General features: G+C 64.7%; 17 protein-coding genes and 1 pseudogene. 7 read left to right on the forward strand and 11 right to left on the reverse strand.

Annotated features, from left to right (window positions below):
- Positions 1-197: 197 nt before the first annotated feature.
- From CMV30_RS07195 to CMV30_RS20255, 3 genes and pseudogenes are all read left to right on the forward strand, one after another.
- Positions 198-1,901 (forward strand): XdhC family protein, encoded by a 1,704-nt coding sequence (locus tag CMV30_RS07195; RefSeq protein WP_175414770.1) that lies wholly within the window; start codon positions 198-200, stop codon positions 1,899-1,901.
- Between the two features lie 235 nt (positions 1,902-2,136).
- Positions 2,137-2,274 (forward strand): annotated as a pseudogene (locus tag CMV30_RS20900) (DUF4339 domain-containing protein); the annotation flags it as partial.
- Positions 2,275-2,588: 314 nt separating this feature from the next.
- On the forward strand, positions 2,589-3,269 hold the full coding sequence (locus CMV30_RS20255; protein ID WP_245844430.1) for a hypothetical protein: 681 nt from the start codon (positions 2,589-2,591) through the stop codon (positions 3,267-3,269).
- A gap of 410 nt (positions 3,270-3,679) precedes the next feature.
- Here CMV30_RS20255 and CMV30_RS20655 read toward each other — a convergent pair whose 3' ends face one another.
- Together CMV30_RS20655 and CMV30_RS07215 are read right to left on the reverse strand one after the other, a co-directional pair.
- On the reverse strand, positions 3,680-4,561 hold the full coding sequence (locus CMV30_RS20655; RefSeq protein WP_096055388.1) for a hypothetical protein: 882 nt from the start codon (positions 4,559-4,561) through the stop codon (positions 3,680-3,682).
- A 201-nt stretch (positions 4,562-4,762) separates the two neighbouring features.
- Complete coding sequence (locus CMV30_RS07215) at positions 4,763-5,065, reverse strand: hypothetical protein (RefSeq protein WP_096055389.1); 303 nt, start codon at positions 5,063-5,065, stop codon at positions 4,763-4,765.
- Between CMV30_RS07215 and CMV30_RS07220 the strand changes: the two genes are divergently transcribed.
- The gene (locus tag CMV30_RS07220; protein ID WP_096055390.1) at positions 5,066-5,725 is read left to right on the forward strand and encodes a hypothetical protein; all 660 of its coding nucleotides are present in this window, start codon (positions 5,066-5,068) and stop codon (positions 5,723-5,725) included. It begins immediately after the preceding gene.
- Positions 5,726-5,988: 263 nt separating this feature from the next.
- On the opposite strand, the gene CMV30_RS07225 is transcribed toward CMV30_RS07220, so the two are convergent.
- The 5 genes from CMV30_RS07225 to CMV30_RS07245 all read right to left on the reverse strand — a co-directional run bounded on the left by CMV30_RS07225 (position 5,989) and on the right by CMV30_RS07245 (position 11,016).
- The gene (locus CMV30_RS07225; RefSeq protein ID WP_096055391.1) at positions 5,989-7,128 is read right to left on the reverse strand and encodes a 5-(carboxyamino)imidazole ribonucleotide synthase; all 1,140 of its coding nucleotides are present in this window, start codon (positions 7,126-7,128) and stop codon (positions 5,989-5,991) included.
- Between the two features lie 209 nt (positions 7,129-7,337).
- The gene (purE, locus tag CMV30_RS07230) at positions 7,338-7,826 is read right to left on the reverse strand and encodes a 5-(carboxyamino)imidazole ribonucleotide mutase (RefSeq protein WP_096055392.1); all 489 of its coding nucleotides are present in this window, start codon (positions 7,824-7,826) and stop codon (positions 7,338-7,340) included.
- A 164-nt stretch (positions 7,827-7,990) separates the two neighbouring features.
- Positions 7,991-9,763: an RDD family protein gene (locus CMV30_RS07235; protein WP_138223185.1), complete on the reverse strand. Its 1,773-nt coding sequence runs from the start codon at positions 9,761-9,763 to the stop codon at positions 7,991-7,993.
- 51 nt (positions 9,764-9,814) lie between these two features.
- On the reverse strand, positions 9,815-10,270 hold the full coding sequence (locus tag CMV30_RS19365) for a hypothetical protein (protein ID WP_138223186.1): 456 nt from the start codon (positions 10,268-10,270) through the stop codon (positions 9,815-9,817).
- A 23-nt stretch (positions 10,271-10,293) separates the two neighbouring features.
- A complete protein-coding gene (locus CMV30_RS07245) occupies positions 10,294-11,016 on the reverse strand; it encodes an RNA polymerase sigma factor (protein WP_096055395.1) in 723 nt (240 codons plus the stop codon).
- On the opposite strand from CMV30_RS07245, the gene CMV30_RS07250 reads away from it, so the two are divergent.
- Positions 11,005-11,394: a DUF3568 family protein gene (locus CMV30_RS07250; RefSeq protein WP_096055396.1), complete on the forward strand. Its 390-nt coding sequence runs from the start codon at positions 11,005-11,007 to the stop codon at positions 11,392-11,394. The two genes, CMV30_RS07245 and CMV30_RS07250, sit on opposite strands and share 12 nt — an antisense overlap.
- A 327-nt stretch (positions 11,395-11,721) precedes the next feature.
- On the opposite strand, the gene CMV30_RS07255 is transcribed toward CMV30_RS07250, so the two are convergent.
- The 3 genes from CMV30_RS07255 to CMV30_RS07265 all read right to left on the reverse strand — a co-directional run bounded on the left by CMV30_RS07255 (position 11,722) and on the right by CMV30_RS07265 (position 15,782).
- Positions 11,722-12,240: a peroxiredoxin gene (locus CMV30_RS07255; protein WP_096055397.1), complete on the reverse strand. Its 519-nt coding sequence runs from the start codon at positions 12,238-12,240 to the stop codon at positions 11,722-11,724.
- 174 nt (positions 12,241-12,414) lie between these two features.
- Positions 12,415-14,157, reverse strand: coding sequence for a mucoidy inhibitor MuiA family protein (locus CMV30_RS07260; protein WP_096055398.1), 1,743 nt, complete (start codon positions 14,155-14,157; stop codon positions 12,415-12,417).
- 107 nt (positions 14,158-14,264) lie between these two features.
- On the reverse strand, positions 14,265-15,782 hold the full coding sequence (locus CMV30_RS07265; protein WP_096055399.1) for a sialate O-acetylesterase: 1,518 nt from the start codon (positions 15,780-15,782) through the stop codon (positions 14,265-14,267).
- A 102-nt stretch (positions 15,783-15,884) separates the two neighbouring features.
- On the opposite strand from CMV30_RS07265, the gene CMV30_RS07270 reads away from it, so the two are divergent.
- Complete coding sequence (locus CMV30_RS07270; RefSeq protein ID WP_096055400.1) at positions 15,885-16,736, forward strand: SDR family NAD(P)-dependent oxidoreductase; 852 nt, start codon at positions 15,885-15,887, stop codon at positions 16,734-16,736.
- A gap of 143 nt (positions 16,737-16,879) precedes the next feature.
- Here CMV30_RS07270 and CMV30_RS07275 read toward each other — a convergent pair whose 3' ends face one another.
- The gene (locus CMV30_RS07275) at positions 16,880-18,367 is read right to left on the reverse strand and encodes an excinuclease ABC subunit UvrC (RefSeq protein WP_096055401.1); all 1,488 of its coding nucleotides are present in this window, start codon (positions 18,365-18,367) and stop codon (positions 16,880-16,882) included.
- 36 nt (positions 18,368-18,403) lie between these two features.
- Between CMV30_RS07275 and CMV30_RS07280 the strand changes: the two genes are divergently transcribed.
- Entirely contained in the window at positions 18,404-19,732 is a 1,329-nt protein-coding gene (locus CMV30_RS07280) for a CinA family nicotinamide mononucleotide deamidase-related protein (RefSeq protein WP_096055402.1), read from the forward strand.
- The last annotated feature ends 48 nt before the right edge of the window (positions 19,733-19,780 follow it).

The raw sequence follows: 19,780 nt of genomic DNA on the forward strand, positions 1-19,780 counted from the left end.
ACCGCGAGCCATTGGCATCTGCCTCCCTCATCCACTTTCCCGTCACCCCGCGCGCCCCCCCACCGTCACAGACAACCCGATACACCCCGCCACCATTCAGTAAACCCACCCCGCACGTTGCACCCGCGCCTTGCTCCCTCATCCTCCCCTCCGACCACTCATCGCACCCAGCCTCTCGCCCATCGCCTCCCTCCCGCATGAAAGAGCTCCTGAGCATCACCGCCTCCCTCCGCGCCGACCCATCTCCCGCCGTCCTCTGCACCCTCGTCGGCGTCACCGGCTCCTCCTTCCGCACCATCGGCGCCCGCATGTTGTGGCGCCCCGACGGCTCTTACATCGGCTCCATCAGCGGCGGCTGCCTCGAAGCCGACCTCATGACTCAAGCCGCCGACGTTCTGCGCACCTCCCGCCCACGCATCGCCCGCTACAACACCGCCGCCGACACCGACATCATCTGGGGCACCGGCAGCGGCTGCGAAGGCACCATCGCCGTCTGGCTCGAACCCATCGCCGGCGTCCCTCCCTGGCTCGACTTCATCCTCGCCGCCTGGGACCGCCGCGAAAACGCCGCGCTCTTCACTGAGTGCTTCCCCCACCACACGCCCACCGGCGCAGTCGCAGCCCGCGCATCCAGCGGTCTCTCATGGACTCATCCCGACCATAAAGATCCCTTCGCCAGCGAACGCCTTCTGCCTGACGCACTGGAGCGACAGACCAGCACTGAAATGCTCGCCCACCGCGACCACGGATTCTTCTGCGAATTCCTCCCCCCTCCGCCCTCCCTCACCCTCTTCGGCGCCGGCGACGACACCCAATCCCTCACCTACCTCGCCACCGAACTCGGCTGGCGCGTCACCATCGTCGACTCCCGCGCCTCGCTTCTCAACACCACCCGCTTCCCCTCCGCCCACGCTCTCCACCTCGCCCCACCGGAGACCGCCCTCGCCAGCCTCCCGCTCGACGCCCGTTCCTTCGTCGTCCTGATGACGCACCGTTACCTCGACGACCTGCCCCTCCTCCGCGCCCTGCTCCCGCGCCCGCTCGCCTACCTCGGTCTCCTCGGCTCCCGCAAACGCTCCGAAAAAATCCTCGCCGACCTCACCCGCGAAGGCCTCGCCATCACCGATGACATGCACGCCCGCCTTCACGCCCCCGTCGGCCTCGACCTCGGCGGCGGCACCCCCGAGGAAGTCGCCCTCTCCATCCTCGCCGAGCTTCAAGCCTCACACTCCTCCCGCGACGCCCGCCCCCTCCGCCAACGCCTTCTCCCCATCCACCGCGACCAAGGCCGCCTCGAATCCCTGGTATCCGCTCCGCCTCGATTCGCCGCCATCATCCTCGCCGCCGGCGCCTCCACCCGCCTCGGACAACCCAAACAACTCCTCCTCCACAAAGGCACCCCGCTCATCGTCCGCGCCGCCCAGGCCGCCTTGGATGCCAAGGCCCTCCCCGTCATCGTCGTCCTCGGCGCCCACGCCGACAAAATCCGCCCCGCACTCGCCGGCCTCCCCGTCTTCATCGTTGAAAACCCCAATTGGGCCGAGGGCATGGGCACCTCCATCACCACGGGTTTCTCCGCTCTCCACGGTGGCGTCTCCACTTTCGGCTCCGTCCTTCTCGCCGTCTGCGACCAGCCGCACCTCTCCGCCACCGCCATCGAGAAACTCCGCGCCGCCCTGGACGGTCGCCACACTATCGCCGCCACGCGCCACGGCGACACCGGCGGCGTCCCCGCCATCTTCACCCATTCCCATTTCCCCACCCTCCGCCAGCTCCGCGGAGCCGAAGGCGCCCGCCGCATTATCGCCGCTCACAAATCCAACACCGCCCTCGTCGATCTCCCCGAACTCGCCCTCGACATCGATACCCCGGCAGACTGGCAGCAGCTCAATTCCCCGTAAAATTTCCGCTCCGCCGCCCACCGGCCTTGAGCCCTTCACCCGCGCGCGTCCAGACTTCGTCCCATGTCCGCGCCCATGGTTCAATCGCCCGCGATTCCACCCCGGCCTCGTCAGCACCCGAAATCTCCGGCCTGACCGCCCAGCCCACTTTTCTAGCGCGCATCCCGCATCACGGCCCGCGACGCTTTTCCTCCAGCCAGCCTCGCTCCGACCATCCACACCGCCCGCCGCGCCCATGAACTACTACTACGCCAACACCGCCAACCAGCCCGCCGGCCCCGTCACCCTCGACGAACTCCAAAAACTCCTCGCCCGCGGTGAAATCACCCCCGCCACCCACATCATCCCCGTCGGCGAAACCACCTGGCGCCCCCTCTCCACCGTGCTCCCGGCCACGCCTCCGTCGCCCTCATCCGCCTCCGCGCCTTCCTCCACCCCTCCGTCCCTCAACTCTCAACCCTCAACTCCCAACTCTCCGCCCTCCGCTCCCCCCCGGCTCCCGCCCCCGCCTTCAAACCCACGGACGCCGCCAAACTCCCCGCCCTGCTCGCTACGTTTATCGGCAGTCTCCTCGCCAAGGCCCGCGCCCTCCTCTCCGTCGCCCGCCTCACCGCACTCTTCACTGCCGCCGGCTCTTTCGGCCAGCTCATCGTCCTCGCCGGCGCCCTCCTCGCACTCATCTACGGCGTGGTCTACGCTATCAAGTGGGACTCATTCGAAGTCTTTCTCTACGGCCTCGCATCCGTCCTCGTCCTCGCCGTCCTCCAATTCGTCGCCAAACGCCTGCTCGATGCCTGCGCGTCCATCCTGAAAACCTCCCCCACCCGCATCGCCTCCATGGCAGTACTCGAATGCCTTGGCCTGGTCCTCCTGCTGGCCGCCATCGGCGCGCTCATCGGTGGCATCATCACGGCGATTCAAGTCGAGTCATTCACTCCGATCATCCCCGCGCTCGTCTCCTTCGTCCTGCTCACCGCCTTCGCTGGCGTCGCACTCCACCCATCACTCGCCAACGTCGAGGAGGCTCCTGCCACCGCCGGTGAAGAAGCCATCGGCCTTTTCTCCTTCTTCGCCAAGGCCGGCCTCGCCCTCCAGCCGCTACTCTTTGCCGTCTACGCGGCTGCCGGAGCCATCGTCATCCTCTTCGCCCTTTTCGGAAGCGACGTCTCCCTCTCCCTGGGCGGCCTCATCCTGCTGCCCACGACCATCACCCTCTCAGGCGGCGGCCCCGCAGGTGCCGCCATCATCGCATCGGCCTGCCTCCTCCCCCTCACCGCCTACCTGACCTTCCTGCTCTACTACCTCCTCATCGACGTCCTCCGCGCCATCCTCTCAATCCCGCAAAAACTCGACCAACTCCGCCGCTAACCCGGCCCCCGCAATCTCCTTCACCCTCAACACCGGCGCGCCATGCCTCCTGATTTCCCACCGCCTCCTCCGCCTCCCACTCCTCCGCGCGCCCCCGGAGCCACGCCTGCACCACCCCCGCCCCCTCCTGCGCCCCCGCGCCCACTCACCCTCTCCCGGCCTTCAGCTCCTCCGCCCCCCCCGTCATCCGACACCATTCCCCCACTCTCCTTCTCACTCCCGCCCATCCCCCTGCCTTCCTCAACTCCCACCCCTCCACTCTCCCCGCCTCCGCCCTCGCCCAAACCCGCGCCATCGTCCCCGCCTCCCCCGCCCCCCGCCGTATCCGCATCCCCGGCACACCCCCGCGCCCACCTTCCCCGCCACCCGCCGCTCCACCGCTCCCGCCCTCCACTCTCAACCCTCAACTCTCAACTCCTCCTCCGCCCCCCGCCCCTCCACTCCCGCAGGCCCGCCTCGCCCCCAAGACCCGCCTCGCCCTCATCCTCGGCACCGCCCTCGTCCTCCTCATCACCGCCGCCCTCACCTGGTCCCACCTCCGTAAACGCGTCCCCGACGCCGACTTCATCGCCTGGCTCCACGCCCAGTCCGACACCGGCCTCACCATCGGCCAGCTCACCAAGACCTCCACCCCACAACCCGACGGCTCCAGCCTCATCGCATTCGAAGCCACCGCCACCGTCCCCGCCGCCCTCTACGTCCGCGAAGACACCGCCCACCACCTCCGCCGCACCCTCGACCTCGATCCCGCCTCGCCTTCCGCCGTCCGCGAGGCCGCCCAGACCGCCTCCGACGCCCGCCTCCGCGAACGTGCCGGACTCTCGGATACACCCGCCGACCCGCTCGCCGCCGTCATCCTCCGCGAAACCACCCCCGCCGGGAAAACCCTCCCCTTCACCGGCACCGCCCTCGCCACCCGCATCGACGGCCACTGGCGCTTCTCCCTCCGCGAAAACCCCTTCGCCTCTCCCGCCCTCGAAGGAAAACCCCGCGCCTCCTTCGGCGAAAAAACCTACCTCGCCGGCAACCCCGACGATGACGCCGCCCTCAAACAACTCGTCGAAACCCAGACCGACGCCCTCGCCCGCCTCGAAAAAGCCGCCGCCGATTTCCTCGACGAAAACAAACGCGACCGCGGATCGCGCCTCACCCGCTTTCACGACCTCCTCGCGACAGGCACCCTCTTCGTCGGCCGCACCACCCGGGAAGCCAGCGAGGATTTCTCCCTCGAAATCACCACCCCCAAACCCGGCGCCCGCCAGCTCACCGCCCTCCTCCGCATCTACGGCCACGGCTGGCTCGATGCCCGCCCCTTCACCGGCACCTGGACTCTCGACGACACCACCGGCGTCTTCTCCCTCACTCTCACCTCGCGCCCCAATCAGGCCATCCCCGGCGCCGGCTCTCTCCTCGAATCCACCAACCCCATCACCCTCGCCCTCACCCTCGGCGAAGACGGCGAACTCCTCAGCGCACCCGACAGCCCCATCCCGTTAAAAGCCACGCGCATCGCCCCCGAAAAACTCGCCGCCACCAAAACCAAACTCACCACCCGCCTCGAGGCCCTCCTCGAAGCCACCCGCCCCGACACCCTCTACCACGGCACCGCCACGCCAAAGGCCGGCGACGCCACCGCCGAAAAAATCCTCCTCCGCTTCATCAAACAAACCGACGACGGCGCATCCTTCACCGCCGCCTTCGAGTCCGCCGAAGCCGGCGCCACCGCGAAACGCCCACTCCACGGCACCCTCATCGACAATCCCCGCCGCGCCTCCAGCCAGCCCATCCGCCTCCACATGCCCGGCAACGGCCGTTCGCGTAGTGCCAAACCGGGCACACTCTTCACCCACGTCGCCGACACCACCCCGGCCCTCAAACTCGACGGCACCCGCCTCTCCGGCGAAGACGCCGCCTTCACCTACGAATTCACCCGCATAAGCGCCGCCCAGGCCGCCGCCCTGAAAAAAGCCGCCGCCTCCAACGAGCCCAACCTCCCCCGCTCCTCCGGCGTCCATGCCCAGATCGACGACGAATGGACCGCCCTCCCCCGCAACGGCGGCAGCACCTCCGGCGGCTTCATCAAAAGCCTCTTCTCCAAAAAAGACGCCGATAAACCCGCCGTGCTCACCTTCAAAGGCGACACACCTGCGCCCATTGTCTCTGGCGAAAAGCTCACCCTCACCTTCAAAGGCAAACTCCCGTCGCGCGCCAAAGGCGTATCCGACGATTACCCACTGATCGAAGCCGCCCTCACCACCGCCCAACCCGACGGCACCCGCACCGCTCCGCTCGAAAAAATCAGCCCCAACTTCAACGGCTTCGGCACCACCCGCCTCCCCGCGACGATCGCCCAACCCGCCGCCGACCTCCTCACCATCACCTTCCCCGAAACTCTCGCCCCCGGCACCTACGCGATCTTGGTCGGCTCCGACGGCTACGAATTCACGGTCAAATAGTCAGGCGTGCCCGCCCCTCAGTCATCAGTGCCTTTCAGTGCTAATCAGTGGTCCAACTCCGATCAACCGACTGGTCGCCCCCCCTGAGTTCGCCCCCACCGCGGCCATTGGCCGTCTCCGCTCGGTCGCGAAGGCCATTGGCCGCAGCCGCACTCTCTAAAAACGCCCCATTGGCGTTTTCCATTAGCGGTTCCTCCTTCGACTTCCGCCGTATCCACTGTCCACCTATTCCCCCCGGCGTCAGTGGCCTCTTGGAAACGGCCTCACAATTTCGCCTTGAGCGCCCGCGCCGCCTCGAGCGCCACATCCGCCGTTGCGGCCTGCACCGTGAAATGCCCCATCTTGCGGCCCACGCGCGGCTCGTTCTTCCCGTAGAGATGCAGCTTCGCCGCCGGCTCGCTCAACACCGCCGCCCAGTTCGGATCGCCGACCAGCTGCCCATCGCGCCACTTCCACGCATCGCCCAAAATATTCACCATCACCACCGGCGACGTCAGCGTCGTGTCGCCCAGCGGCAGATCCGTCACCGCGCGCACATGCTGCTCGAACTGCGACGTCCGGCACGCATCGAGCGTATAATGCCCCGAGTTGTGCGGACGCGGCGCGAGTTCGTTCACGATGATCTCGCTGCGATCCGTGAGAAAAATCTCCACCGCGAGCAACCCGACCACGTTGAGCTTCTCCGCGATCGTCTTCGCCAGCGTTTCCGCCTCCACGCGCACCGCCTCGGTGATCCGCGCCGGCACGATCGAAAAATCCAGCACGTGTTTCGTGTGGATATTCTCCGAAACCGGGAACGTCTTCATCGCCCCGCCCGGCGTGCGCGCCACGATCACCGACAGCTCGCACTTAAAATCGATATACTTCTCCACCACCGCCCGCTGCTTCGTAAACGACGCCACCGCCTTCGCCACACTCGCCTCGTCGCTGACCTTGATCTGCCCTTTCCCATCGTAGCCAAAGTCCGCCGTCTTCACCACGCACGGCATCCCGATCCGCCGGATCGCCGCCGCCAGATCGTCGCCCGCCTCGACCTCCGCGAAAGGCACATGCGGAAACCCATTCTTCCGCAGCCACGTCTTCTCGCGCATCCGGTTCTGGCAGATCTCCAAAACATTCGAATGCGGATGCATCAGAACCTTCTTCTCGATCTCCCAAAGCGGCTCCACCGGGATGTTTTCAAATTCGTACGTCACCACATCGCACTCGCTCACGAACTCCGTCAGCCGCTCGACATCGGTGTACGGCGCATTGACCTCCTTCGCCGAAACCTCGCCCGCCGGCGACTTCCGCGCGGGCTCGTAAATATGCACCCGATAGCCAAGCCGCTCCGCCGCTTGCGCAAACATCCGGCCAAGCTGGCCGCCACCGAGGACACCGACGATTTTACCGGGAGAGATCATGGAATAAAAACGAACAACCAGTGACCAACGCCCACCGCCCGATGACAAGCGCGGAGTCACCCCGAGGTAGGGCGGGCTAGCCCTAGCCCCGCCGCTTCGACATCGCCTGCCTCACCGCCCACACCGCCAACCAACCCCGCCGACCAAATCCCAACTGGTCACTGCGCATTGGTCATTCCGCGAAGCTGCCGTGAAGGCGCTCCGCGCCTTCACGGCAGCTTCGCGTCCAACACCTTCGCCGTCTGATTCGCGCGAAACGCATCCAGCGCCACCTTGATCTTCTTTTCGCCGCCGACCGACAAAATCGCCGCCGCAAACAACGCCGCGTTGATCGCCCCCGCCTTCCCGATCGCAAACGTCGCCACCGGAATGCCTCCCGGCATTTGCACGATCGAGAGCAACGAATCCTGCCCCTTCAACGCGTGCGACTCCACCGGCACCCCGAGCACCGGCAACGCCGTCAGCGCCGCCGTCATCCCCGGCAAATGCGCCGCACCGCCCGCCCCCGCGATGATCGCCCGAAGCCCGCGCGACTCCGCCGACTTCGCATACTCGTACATCTTGTCCGGCGTGCGATGCGCGCTCACGACCAGCTTCTCAAAGGGCACGCCCAGGCTTTCGAGCGTCGCCGCCGCGTGCTGCATCGTATCCCAATCCGACGTGCTGCCCATGATCACACCGACAAGAGGTTGGCTCATAAAATTTCCTCCACCCTCACCACCCGCCCCGCCCTCCGCAAGGTGGAACCTCCGAGGTAGGGCGGGTTAGCCCTAACCCGCCGATTCACCTCCGCCCGCTTTCCTGCTCCTCGCGCCAGCTCATTGGTCATTAGTCTTTCGCGCGAGCGCCACGCGCTCGCGCGCTACACCAACGACATCCCCTTCGGCGCATGCACCACCACCGTCCCCGCCACCTTGTCGTGCCACGACTGCTTCTCCTCATCGAACGCCACCCACAAAAATCCCAGCCCCGCCGGCAGCACCGATAAAAACCCCGCCAGCCCGCGCACCACCGCCGTCGTCCAATCCAGCGGACGATCATCCAGCCGCACCACTTTCAACCCGCAGATGATCCCGCCGATCGTCGTCCCCTTCAGCCCCCACAACGCGATCAGATAAACCGCCATGCCCGGAGCCAGCATACCCGGCCCGCCCCTGAATCCGCGCGAAATCATCAACACCACGAAAAACACCAGCGTCGCATCGATCAGCAACGCCCCCAGCCGCACCCCAAACCCCGCCCGCGGCAACGCCGACGTGATCGGCACCGTCGAGACCGGCTTCGGCAAAATCCCACTCGTCGCCCGCGCGTGCGTCACCCCCACAGCGGCCGGCGAAGCCATCGACTCACCCGCACCCGTCGCTTCAGGAACCACCACCGGCGGCGGTGGTGGCGGCATCGCCGCAAACCCCATCGACATACTCATCCCCGGCTCGCTCGCAGTCATCACCGGGCCCATCGGAGTCACGGGAACTCCCGCCCTGCCTCCGCCCGCTCCCATTCCACCCGCATCTCCGCGAGTCGAAGTCGCAGACCCCGCCGTACCCAATTTCTCACGACGCCCCGCCAGCATCATCGTATACACCACCATGCCCACACCGAGCATGTCCGTGAGCTTCATCACCACGAAGCCGAGAAACGGCACCAGATACAGCAGCGTGATTAAAACCCCGCCGATCAACACCGCTGGCAACGCATGCCTCAGCCCCAACGCCAGCGTCACCCGCCGCCCCAGCCAGCACAAAAACGCCGCCTTCCCGATCAGCGAAACCACCCCGAGCGCCAGCATCAGCACGGGCGCGCCCACCACCGTGACGGAGAGCACCACAAACAACAGCGGCGTCAGCAGCACCGCGAGAAACGCCGCCAGCACCGTCTTCCCCGGCCGCTGCTCCAGCGTCTCCGCGCACTTCACCAAGGCCCCGTTCATCACCAGCGCGATGAACAGATAAAGCGCGAGAAACAACCCCGCCACGCCCCACGCCCACAACACGTCTGCGCGCAGCGCCAGCGGACGCCCCAAGAGCAGCGCGTGCCTCACCCACGCCTGCAATCCCGTCAGCTCCGGCATCTCCGCAAACGTCGCCGCTTCCACCACATTACCTTTCACCACCGCCTCGGGATCGGCCTGAATTGGCGCGCCCACGCTCACGACATTCCCATCCACCCGTGCCTTCGGCCCGAGCTCCACCCCGCCGAGCACCGACACCACGTTCCCCTCCACCGGACCATCGATCCGCACCGTCCCGAGCACCGCAACCACATTGCCGTCCGCGCTCCCCGTGCCGCTCAAAAACACCGGCCCAAAAACCGCCACCGCGTTCCCATCTACCTTTCCGTCCACATGTACCGGACCGAAAAGCGCGACCAGATTGTCCACCTCTTCGCCCGCAGGCACCACCGCTTCACTTCCCCACTTGGTGATGTCGCGATCGCGATTCACCCGCCGCTTCCCCGACTCACGCGCCGCCGCCGGCGCAGGTCCGCGCTCCACCTCCGGAGCCGCGTCCGCGCTCTGCACAGACACAGCACCCTCAACCACCGGCACCGGCGACGCATCCTCCGCCATTACCCACGTCAACGAAAGCCCGGCCATCGCGCCGAGCAGGCAAAAGATAAAACGAAACGGTTTCATAAAATTAAAAGTGAGAGAAAACATGACCAAAAATACCCGCGCGCGGTCTCCTTAACGCCCCCTCCACAGCAGCCGGTACGCAGTCGCCCCGATGCCCAGCAGTCCCGCCGCCGACGCCGCCACGATCCCGCCCGCCAGCCACCACCAGCCGGGCGAAACTCCTGCGAGCAAACGCGCGCCCGACTCCACCACCGACTGCACCAGCAGACGCCACGCGCCCACTTCCCGCAAAACCACCGCCGCCATCTCCGCGCCCGGCCCGTTCAACAACGCCAGCGTGCCCGCGATACAAATACACGCCGCGCACCCCGACAGCGCCACAAACGCCCCCCGCACCATCACCGGCCATTCGCCAAACGACCGCTGCCACCACGGCCGATCCGCCCGTCGCGCGATCTCTGCGCGCACCCGCTGCTCGAGCGACACCGGCGCACGCAGCACCGGCTGCCCGCGCAGCACCGCGTGCAACGCTTTCTCCCGTGGATCTTCGAAGTGTTCGTCAGTCATGGCGGAGTGCGCAGCGTGCGGCTTCAGGCGTTAAAAGGTTCATGCGGCGCGGCCGACTTCATCAGCTCCCGCGCCAGCGCCGCGCGTCCGCGCAGCACATCGGTTTTCAATTTCGCGAGCGAGATGCGCAGCCGTTTCGCGATCTCCTCGTACGACATCTCCTCAAAGTGAAACAACACCAGCGGCACCCGCTGATGCTCCGGCAGCTCGGCGAGCGCCCGCTCGATCCACGCCCGCTTCTCTGACTGATCGATCCCGTCCTGAAAATTTTCCAACGACGGAAACTCCACCGGCCCGTCCTCACGTTCACCGCCATCATCGCGCGCGAACTCCGAGAAAAACCGCCAACGGTTCCGATAACGTTGCAGATGATTGAGCGAGAGATTCGTCGCCACCGTCTTCAGCCAGCCGCCCGCCGTCGGGCTCACGCTAAGCATGTCGAACCGCTCGTACGCCTTCAGGAAAACCTCCTGGGAAATATCCTCCGCCTGCGCCTGATTGCCCGTCAGGCGCGCGGCCGTGGAATAAACCATGTCCTGGTAACTGCGCATAAAAGCCGTGAAGTCGGCCGGGGTCAGCGGGCCCGCGGTGGAAGTTTGCACGTGAGGTTCATCGTTCATGCGCAAAACACGGCTGCCGCCGCGAAGTTGCAGGCAATTTTCCCACCCGCACAACGGTAATAAGGCTGTTTCCGCAGCTTGCCACCACGCCCGCCGCGCCTTTCGTTCGCTGCGATGAAGAAACATTTCCGCCTTTCCGTCCTCGCGATCCTGGCCCTCGTCGGCTCGCTCGCTGGCTGCCGTTCCGTGGTACTCGACCCGACCGGCGAAACCACCGCCGTCTACAAATTCGGCGAGTTCCAGATGGTCTTTAATTCCACCGCCCCGAAGGTCGCCGAAGCCGCCATCGCGGCCATCGCCGAGGCCGAGCTCATGCTGACCAAGAGCGAAATCAATAAATTCGACGCCGCCCTCATCGCCCGCGCCACCGGCGATCAGAAGGTCAAAATCAAGATCGAGGAGGTCAACCGCCAGCAGACCATCATCCGCATCCGCTACGGCGAAGGCGGCAATCTCAACAAATCCCGCCGCCTCTACGAATTGATCGACTCGAAGGTGAAGTAACCCGCGGCGGTCCCGTAGCCGCGTCATTTAAGACGCGGACCTTCGGTATCGCCCGCGCTCTCCTCCCTGGAGTCCACCCCGACATCACCTACCTCTCACACCCCAAAAAACGCCAAAGGGCGGAAGCCGCGGTTCACCCCGCGCTTCCGCCCTTCGTCTTTTCAAAACAACTGTCCTCAGCCAGACTCATGCAGTTGGAACCGACCTGCTGAAAACATGAAAAACTTTCCGATGTAGGGCCTCACCTCGCGTGAGGCCCTTGCGCTTCAAATCTCGGAAGGCCTCAGGCGAGCTGAGGCCCTACATCAAACAACTGCCCGCCCCGCCTCACCCGCCGATCTGCTTCAACGCCGCCAGCACATCGTCCGCCTGCTGCTTCGTGGACGCCTTCAAATCGCGCCACACAATCTTCCCCTCCTTGTTGATGAGAAACGCCTGACGGCTCGCAAAGCCCATCACTCCCGGCTCCTGCCCAAACGCCTTCATCACCGCCTTGTCCGTGTCCGCCAGCAGCGTGAACGGGAAGTTATTCTTCTCCTTAAATTTCTTCTGCGCCTCGACCGAGTCCGTGCTCACGCCGATCACCGTCACGCCATGCTTCGTCAGCTCCGTGTACGCATCGCGCAGCGAACACCCCTGCGCCGTGCAACCACCCGTATCGGCCTTCGGATAAAAATAAACGAGCGTGAATCCCTTCGGATAAACTTCGGCGAGAGTCAGCGTCTCGCCCGTTTCCGTCGTGGCGGAAAGCCCGGGAGCCGCATCGCCGACATTAAGCGCTTCAGCGCGCGAGAATGAGAATAGAGAGAGAAATGACACGGTGAGTAAGAGGAGTCGTTTGCGCATGGCGGGCACACAGTGATCCGTCACGCGACCCGCGCAAGTAACCGGACAAGAATCCTATTCATACCCCGGCGACTCAACCGAACCGCGAAGCCGCAAAGACGCTAAGTACTAACTCAAAGACCAAAGCGGTTGTTGAGCCCTTCGCCCCTTAGCGTCTTTGCGATTCAACTCCTCTCACTCCAACCCCGTCACCTGCACATCCGCCGGATGCTCGACGCTAAACTTCAACGCGATCTCCCGCTTCTCGCCCGGCTTCAGATCCAACCGCCACACCAGTTTCCCATCCGCCTCGCGCGTCACTTCCTTCGGCGCAGCCACCGTACCGACATCACGCTCCATCGGCCCGATCAGCTTCACCACGATCTTCTCATTCCGAGAAACCGGCAGCAGCTCCTTAAACACCACCCGCTCGGTCGTCTTCTTGTTATTCGTGAGCGTCACGAGGAACTCATACGTCACCCGCCGCCCGCTGCCCGTGAGCCCCGTATCTTCCGCGAAACGGTTCACCACCTTCCGCTTCACGCCGATGCTCTCGTCCGCGCCGAGTGCCAGCTCGAACTTCTCCGACGGCATCACCGTCTTCAGCCCGCTCGTCGCCACAAACGAATCACCCAAAAACGTGTTCACACTTCCGGCGAGCAGCGGGAAATCCGTCGAGTTCGTCACATACGCGCTAAGAAACGCCGTCTCCTGCAACCGCGGCGTCGCCTGATACTGCAACTTCGCCGCCAGCGTAATCGTCGTGATCGCCACCTTCTGCGTCGCATTGTCGCTGAGAATCGTCGCGGGCGCCGCAATCTTGAACGACGCACTCGTCGCCGAGGAATCGACCGTCGCCACGGCCTGCTGCGCAACAATCGCAGCGGGAGCTGCCTCTAAAGCCATCCCATTCCCAAAACCCAAACTGGTCGATGAAGGATCTGGGCGCAGCGGCCGTTTTCCAGCCGTGTCCATGCCTCGATACCTTTTGTCATTCGAACCAGAGACCGAGAATGGCGACAACGCTATCGCCTCGTCGCTCGGCATCACATCCACCACCCAGGTCCCCAACTCCGGCGCCCCACCACCCAGCCCCGGCTTCGCCGTCGAAAGCGTCAGCGCCACGCCCTTCCAATCCTCGCCCGTGTTCTGCCGCACAATGCCGAAATACGACAACTCCACCGCCCGCTCCTCACCGCGCAACCGCGCATCGTACGACGGCGTCCACGACGCCCCCATCACCGCATAGCCCAGCGTGAGATCGAGCGACCCCGCATTCGCCGCAGCGACGCGCACTGTCACCGTTTTATAGCTACGCCCGCTCCCCGCCTGCCCGCGCAGCGCCACGAGCTGCGCCTCCAGCGCCCCGATCTTCGCCTGCACCTCCTCGCGCTGCGCATCCAGCGCCTGCCGCTCCGTCGCCAGCTTCGTGCGCGCCTCATCCGAAAACGTCAGCAGCTTCTGCCACTCCTCAAAACCCGGCCGCGTCGCGCCCGAGTCCTTCGTCGGAGGAGCCGCCACCGCATTCTCGATCTTCCCGATCAACGTCTGCTGCTGATCCAGCGCCACACCGCGATCCCCCAGCGCCCGCAGCTTTTTCTGCTCTGCCGCGATCTGATCTTCGAGCGACTTCACCCGCGCATCCGCCGCCGCTTCGACATACGTCGTCCGCGCATTCACATCGAGAATCGTCGCCACCGCCGTTCCTTTTCCCGACACCTGCAACGACTGATCCATCAGCGCCGCCGGCAGTTTCTCAAACGTCACCTCCGCCTCGCCCGCCGCGAGTTCGACCGTGCCCGTGCGTGTGACAATCGCGCGATCCGTATAAACGGTCGCAGCCGTGATCTGCGAATTCACCGGCACCGGAGCCGCCGCCAGCGCCGAAATCAGCGCGCAAGGAACCACCAACAACGAAACAAGGATTCGGGTTTTCATGGGGAAAATAGAAAAAATCAAACGCGCCAGCCGCGCCTTTCTTAAACACGCGCACCTCCACACCGTTCCGCTTTTCTGCTACCGCACCGCCAACTCTGGCCTCTGGCTCACCACGCATCACTCCGAAACGGCACCGCCGGCAGCCCCGCGCCATTATACAGATTCGCCTCCGGAGCATTCGTCCACGCATAGCGCACCGCGACCGGCTCCGCCACCTCCGGCGCCGACACGATCACCGTCTCCCCCTCGATCTTCGCCATCGCCGGGAAAAACTTTTGATCCGCACCCGCGACTTGAAACGCCGCCAACGGCTTATCCTTCGCGATCAGCCCGTTGCCCGCGTAGTCGAAACTCACCCGTATCGCCGCGCCTTCTCGTTCCGCATTGTTAAAAGTCGGCCCCGCAAAATCCACCGACCCGCCATAAACCTTCGCCCGCGCGATCAGCGCCAGCCGCCGCCCGACTTCCTGCTTGTTCGTCGGGTGAATGTCGTTCGCATCACCAATATCGATCGCCACCGCCTGCCCCGTGTTTGGCAGCGCCAGCGTGTCCGTCTGCGCATCGCGCAACTTCGCCCAGTTCGTCGCATCCGGATAACCGCCGCCGAAGTTCGCCAGCTGTACCCAGAAAAAGGGCACATCCCCCTGCCCCAGATGCGCCCGCCAGTGCGTGATCATCGCCGCGAACAACTTCGCATACTCGTCCGGCCGCTCGCCATTCGTCTCCCCCTGATACCAAAGCACACCCTTGATCGCCACCGGCAGGATCGGCGCGATCATCCCATTAAAAAGTCCGCTCGGCTGAAACCACTTCACACTCGCCGGATTCTGCGGCCACGGTGCGGTGTACTTCTCGCCTTTCGCCTTCGCAGCCGCTTCGCCCGCCTTCCACACTTCGAGAGCCGCGTCGAAACGCGCCCGATCCTCCGGCGCGGTCACGAGCGCCGTCTGCCACCGCTCGCCCACCACCGCAAACGCCGGATCGCTCCCCAACGCCGCCTCGCTCATCCACCCCTCGACCGGCGTCCCGCCATACGTGCTGTTGATCAACCCCACCGGCACACCGATGCGCGGCTGAAGATCGCGCGCGAAATAAAACCCCACCGCCGAAAACCACTTCGCCACCTCCGGCGTACACACACGCCAGCCCGCACCGTCATTCTCCACCGACTCCGCCGGCGCACTCGTGATCGTCTTCTTAAATTTGATATGCCGGATCAGTGGGAAATTCGCCTCCGCCGTTTCCTCCGCCGCATTCATCGCCCGCTCCACCGGCCACTCCATGTTCGACTGCCCCGACAGCAGCCACACATCGCCCACCAAAATATCCGTCAACGTCACCACATTGCTCCCCGTCACCACCAACTCCCCCCCCGCCGACGACGCCGTCAGCGGCGCGAGATAAACAATCCACCGCCCATCCTTCCCTGCCGTCGTGCCCACGCTCTGCCCGGCAAAATTCACCACCACGCGCTCCCCCGCCTCCGCCTTGCCCCACACCGGCACCGGCTTCTCCCGCTGCAGCACCGCGTGATCGGTGAACACCGGCGCCAAGGTGACGTCAGCGAATGCCGACGCGCACGAAACCAAAAAACTCAGGACCACCAGCGAGCGGGGAAAATACATGGAGGGTTGCGACTGCCGCCGAACCTGCGCCGCCCAAACGCGCCGCGCAACGGGGATTTGGAAAACTTGCTCACAACAACCCGCCCCGCTTGCTTCCGCCCCATGCCCTTCCCCGCCCCCGCCGATCAGGTCGTCATCATCACCGGCGCCTCTTCCGGCATCGGCGAAGCCACCGCCCGCCGCCTCGCCCGCTCCGGCGCAAAACTCGTCCTCGCCGCCCGCCGCACCGACCGGCTTGAAAAACTCTGCGCCGAGCTCGATCCCACCGGCTCCAAAACCCTCGTCGTCTCCGGCGACATCACGTCCAACGCCGATCGCCGCGCCCTGATCGACGCCGCGCTCAAACGCTTCGGCCGCATCGACGCCCTCATCAACAACGCCGGCTACGGCCAGCGCGGCCCCATCGAGTGCGTGCCCGTCGATTCGATACGCGCCAACTACGAGACCAACGTCTTCTCCCTCCTCGCCCTCACCCAGCTCGTCACACCTCTTCTCCGCGCCCAGGGCCATGGCCGCATCGTCAACATCGGCTCCGTCGCCGGCCGCATCGCCCGCCCGATGTCGTCCATCTACGACTCCACCAAACACGCCATCGAAGCCCTCACCGACGGACTCCGCGGCGAGCTAAAACCTTTCGGCGTCCAGGCCGTCCTCGTCCGCCCCGGCTTCATCCAGACCGAGTTCGGCCAGGTCGCCAACGCCGGCTGGGCCGAGATCCGTCAGTCCGCCGGCGATTACGCCCCCTACATCGACGGCTTCCTCGCCAAGTCCAAAAACCTCAAGCGTGGTGCCCAAGGCACTCCCGACGACATCGCCCGCGCCATCGAAAAGTCCCTCGCCGCCCGGTGCCCGCGTTCCCACTACAACGCCCCGCGCCACGCTTCCCTCTTCCTCTTCGCCAAGTGGCTCCTCCCCGTCTGCCTGATGGACCACATCCTCCGCATGGAAAAATAACCCCGTCCTCGTCTTTCTCCGCGTCCTCCGCGCCTCCGCGGTGAAACCCCACCCCCGTATTTCCCCTTCCTCCACATCCAAGCTCCTTAGCGTCGTCGCGTCTTTGCGCTTAACCAGCCCACCGCCCGCTTTAATCCAAGCACCTAAACCCGGCTCAAAAACGCTTTCAGCTCCCCCGCCATCTTCGGCCCGAATCCCTCCACCTCGCCAATCTGCTCCTCACTCGCCGCGCGCAGCTTTTCGATATCCCCAAAGTGCGCCATCAGCGCCGCCCGCCGCACCTCGCCCAGCCCGGGGAAATCATCCAGCACCGACTCCCGAATCTTCTTCGAGCGCAGATCCGCGTTGTACGTATTCGCAAAGCGGTGCGCCTCATCGCGCAGCCGCTGCAACAGCTGCAATCCCGGATGCGTCAGCGGCAGATTCAACGGCGCGCGCTCGTCCGGAAAAATGATCGTCTCATGCTTCTTCGCCAGGCCGATCATCGTCGGCGGCTCCACCCCGATCGCGACAAACGCCTTGAGCGCCGCCCCGATCTGCCCGCGCCCACCGTCAATCACGACGAGTTCCGGAAACGCCTTCTGCTCCTCGCTCAATCGCCGATAGCGCCGCCCCACCACTTCTTCCATCGCACGAAAGTCATCGTTGCCGATGAAACTCTTGATCTGAAACCGCCGGTAATTGTTTTTATCCGGCTTCCCGTCCGCAAAGTGAACCATCGAGGCCACGACGAACGTCCCCGAGATGTGCGAAATATCGAAGCACTCCATGTGCGCCGGCAGCACCCTCATCCCGAGCGCTTCCTGCAACGCCTTCAGCGCATCCCCATCGCCTTCGATCATCGGCTGCTCGCGCTCAAACCGCCGTGTTTTCGCGAGCGTTTTCTCCAGCGCAAAAACCACATCGCGCAACTCCGCCGCCTTCTCGAACTCCTGCTTCTCCGCCGCCTTCATCATCTCTTCGCGCAACGACTCCAGCCACTCGCGCGACTTCCCTTCGAGAAACGCGCAAGCATCCTCCGCCCGCCGCCGATAATCCTCCGCCGCCACTTCGTTCTGAAACGAGTACAACTCCTGCCGCACATCGTCGTAGAGTTTCCACCGCCCGTCCGGTAGCTTCTGCGGCGTCGCATCCGTCAGCATGATGCCAAACTGCTTCCGCATCTGCGCGAGGGTCTTTCTTAAAAGCCCCGAGTGCGCGAATGGCCCGAAGTACCGCGAGCGATCCTCCTTCTTGAAGCGCGTCAGCCGGAACTTCGGCATCTCCTCCTGCATATCCACGCGCACGAGGAGGAAGCGTTTATCGTCGGTGAAGTCCGTGTTGTACTTCGGCTTCCACTGCTTGATCAGCCGACCTTCGAGCAACAGTGCCTCGGGCTCCGACTTCACTTCGATCACATCGAAATCTTCAATCAGCTCGATCAACGCGCGGATCTTCGGGTGCAGCGTCATCGCGCGCGACGGCGTGAAATAAGACGATACCCGCTTTTTCAAACTCTTCGCCTTTCCCACATAAAGAATCCGCCCCAACCGGTCCTTCATCAAATACACGCCGGGCTTTTCCGACAACCGTCGGACTTTTTCTTTCAGCCCGAGAGGCGCGGAGTCGTTATCTGGACCGTTAGCTGGCATTTTGAAGAGATTATCCTAATTTCCGTCTCCGCAAGTATGGTTTCTCCGGATCAGAACTCTTCCAGCCAGTCGCCCGCGCGCCATCTGCGCTACGAACTCATCACGCTCGGCGACGAACTCCTTCTCGGCCTCACCGCCAACGGCCACCTCACCTTCATCGGCAGCCAGCTCGGCCGCCGCGGCGTCGCCCTCCAGCGCAACGTCACCATCACCGACGAAGCCCCCGCCATCGCGAAACAATTTTCCGAAAGCTGGGCCAACGCCGACGTCATCATCACCACCGGCGGCCTCGGCCCGACCTGCGACGATCGCACCCGCGAAGTCATTGCCGAAGTCCTCGGCCAGAAACTCGTCTTCGATGTCGCCGCCGAAAAAGCCATCGCCGACCGCTTCGCCCGCCTCGGTCGCAAGATGACCGAAAATAATCTCAAGCAAGCCTACCGACCTGAACGCGCCGAACTTCTCCCTAACGCCAACGGCACCGCCCCCGGTCTATGGGTCGAGCAATCGGGAAAAGTTCTCTGCATGTTGCCCGGCCCGCCCAACGAACTTCAGCCGATGTTCGTCGAGCAAGTCCTCCCTCGCCTCGCCAAACTCGGCCTCCTCCTCGATCGCGAAGCCTACGTGCAACTCCGCTCCGCCGGCATCGGCGAGTCCGCGCTCGAAACCAAACTCCAGCCCATCTTCGATCGCTACGGCGACGCGCTGAACATCGCCTTCTGCGCTCACCAGGGCCAGGTCGACTGCCGCCTCAGTTCCCCGACCGACCAGCTTTCCCTGCCCCAACTCGACGAGATCGCCCAGGAATGCGGCCGCCTCCTCGGTGAAGACTTGATGTGCTACGGCCACGACTCCCTCGCCAAGGTCGCCGGCGATCTACTCCGCGCCGGAGAAAAAACCCTCGCTGTCGCCGAGACTGCCACCGGCGGCATGCTCGCGAGCTGCTTCACCGACATCGCCGGAGCCTCCAAGTTTTTCGCGGGCGGCGTCGTCTGCTATGACAACGAGGCCAAGATGCAGCTCCTCGACGTCCCCGAGTGCCTCCTCAAACAGCACGGCGCCGTCAGTCCCGAAAACGCCGTCGCCATGGCCACCGGCGCCGCCGAACGCATGTGCGCCGACTACGCCCTCGCCGTCACCGGCTATTGCGGTCCCTGCGGCGGTCCCGCCGAGAATCCCATAGGCGGCGTCTACATCGGCCTGTATTCGCCCTGCGGAGTCTGGTCCAAAAAACTCTCCATCCCCGGCCCCCGCAGCACCGTGAAACAACGCGCTGTTAACGCCGCCCTCGACTGGCTCCGCCGCGAACTCGTCCGCACGCACCGCGGCGCGACCGTCCAGCCCCAGCGCTCCGCCCAAGCCTGACCCCTCTGTAGCCGCGTCATTTAAGACGCAGAGACTTGCACCCTTCAC

This window comes from Nibricoccus aquaticus (genome assembly GCF_002310495.1).
Lineage (GTDB): Bacteria > Verrucomicrobiota > Verrucomicrobiia > Opitutales > Opitutaceae > Nibricoccus > Nibricoccus aquaticus.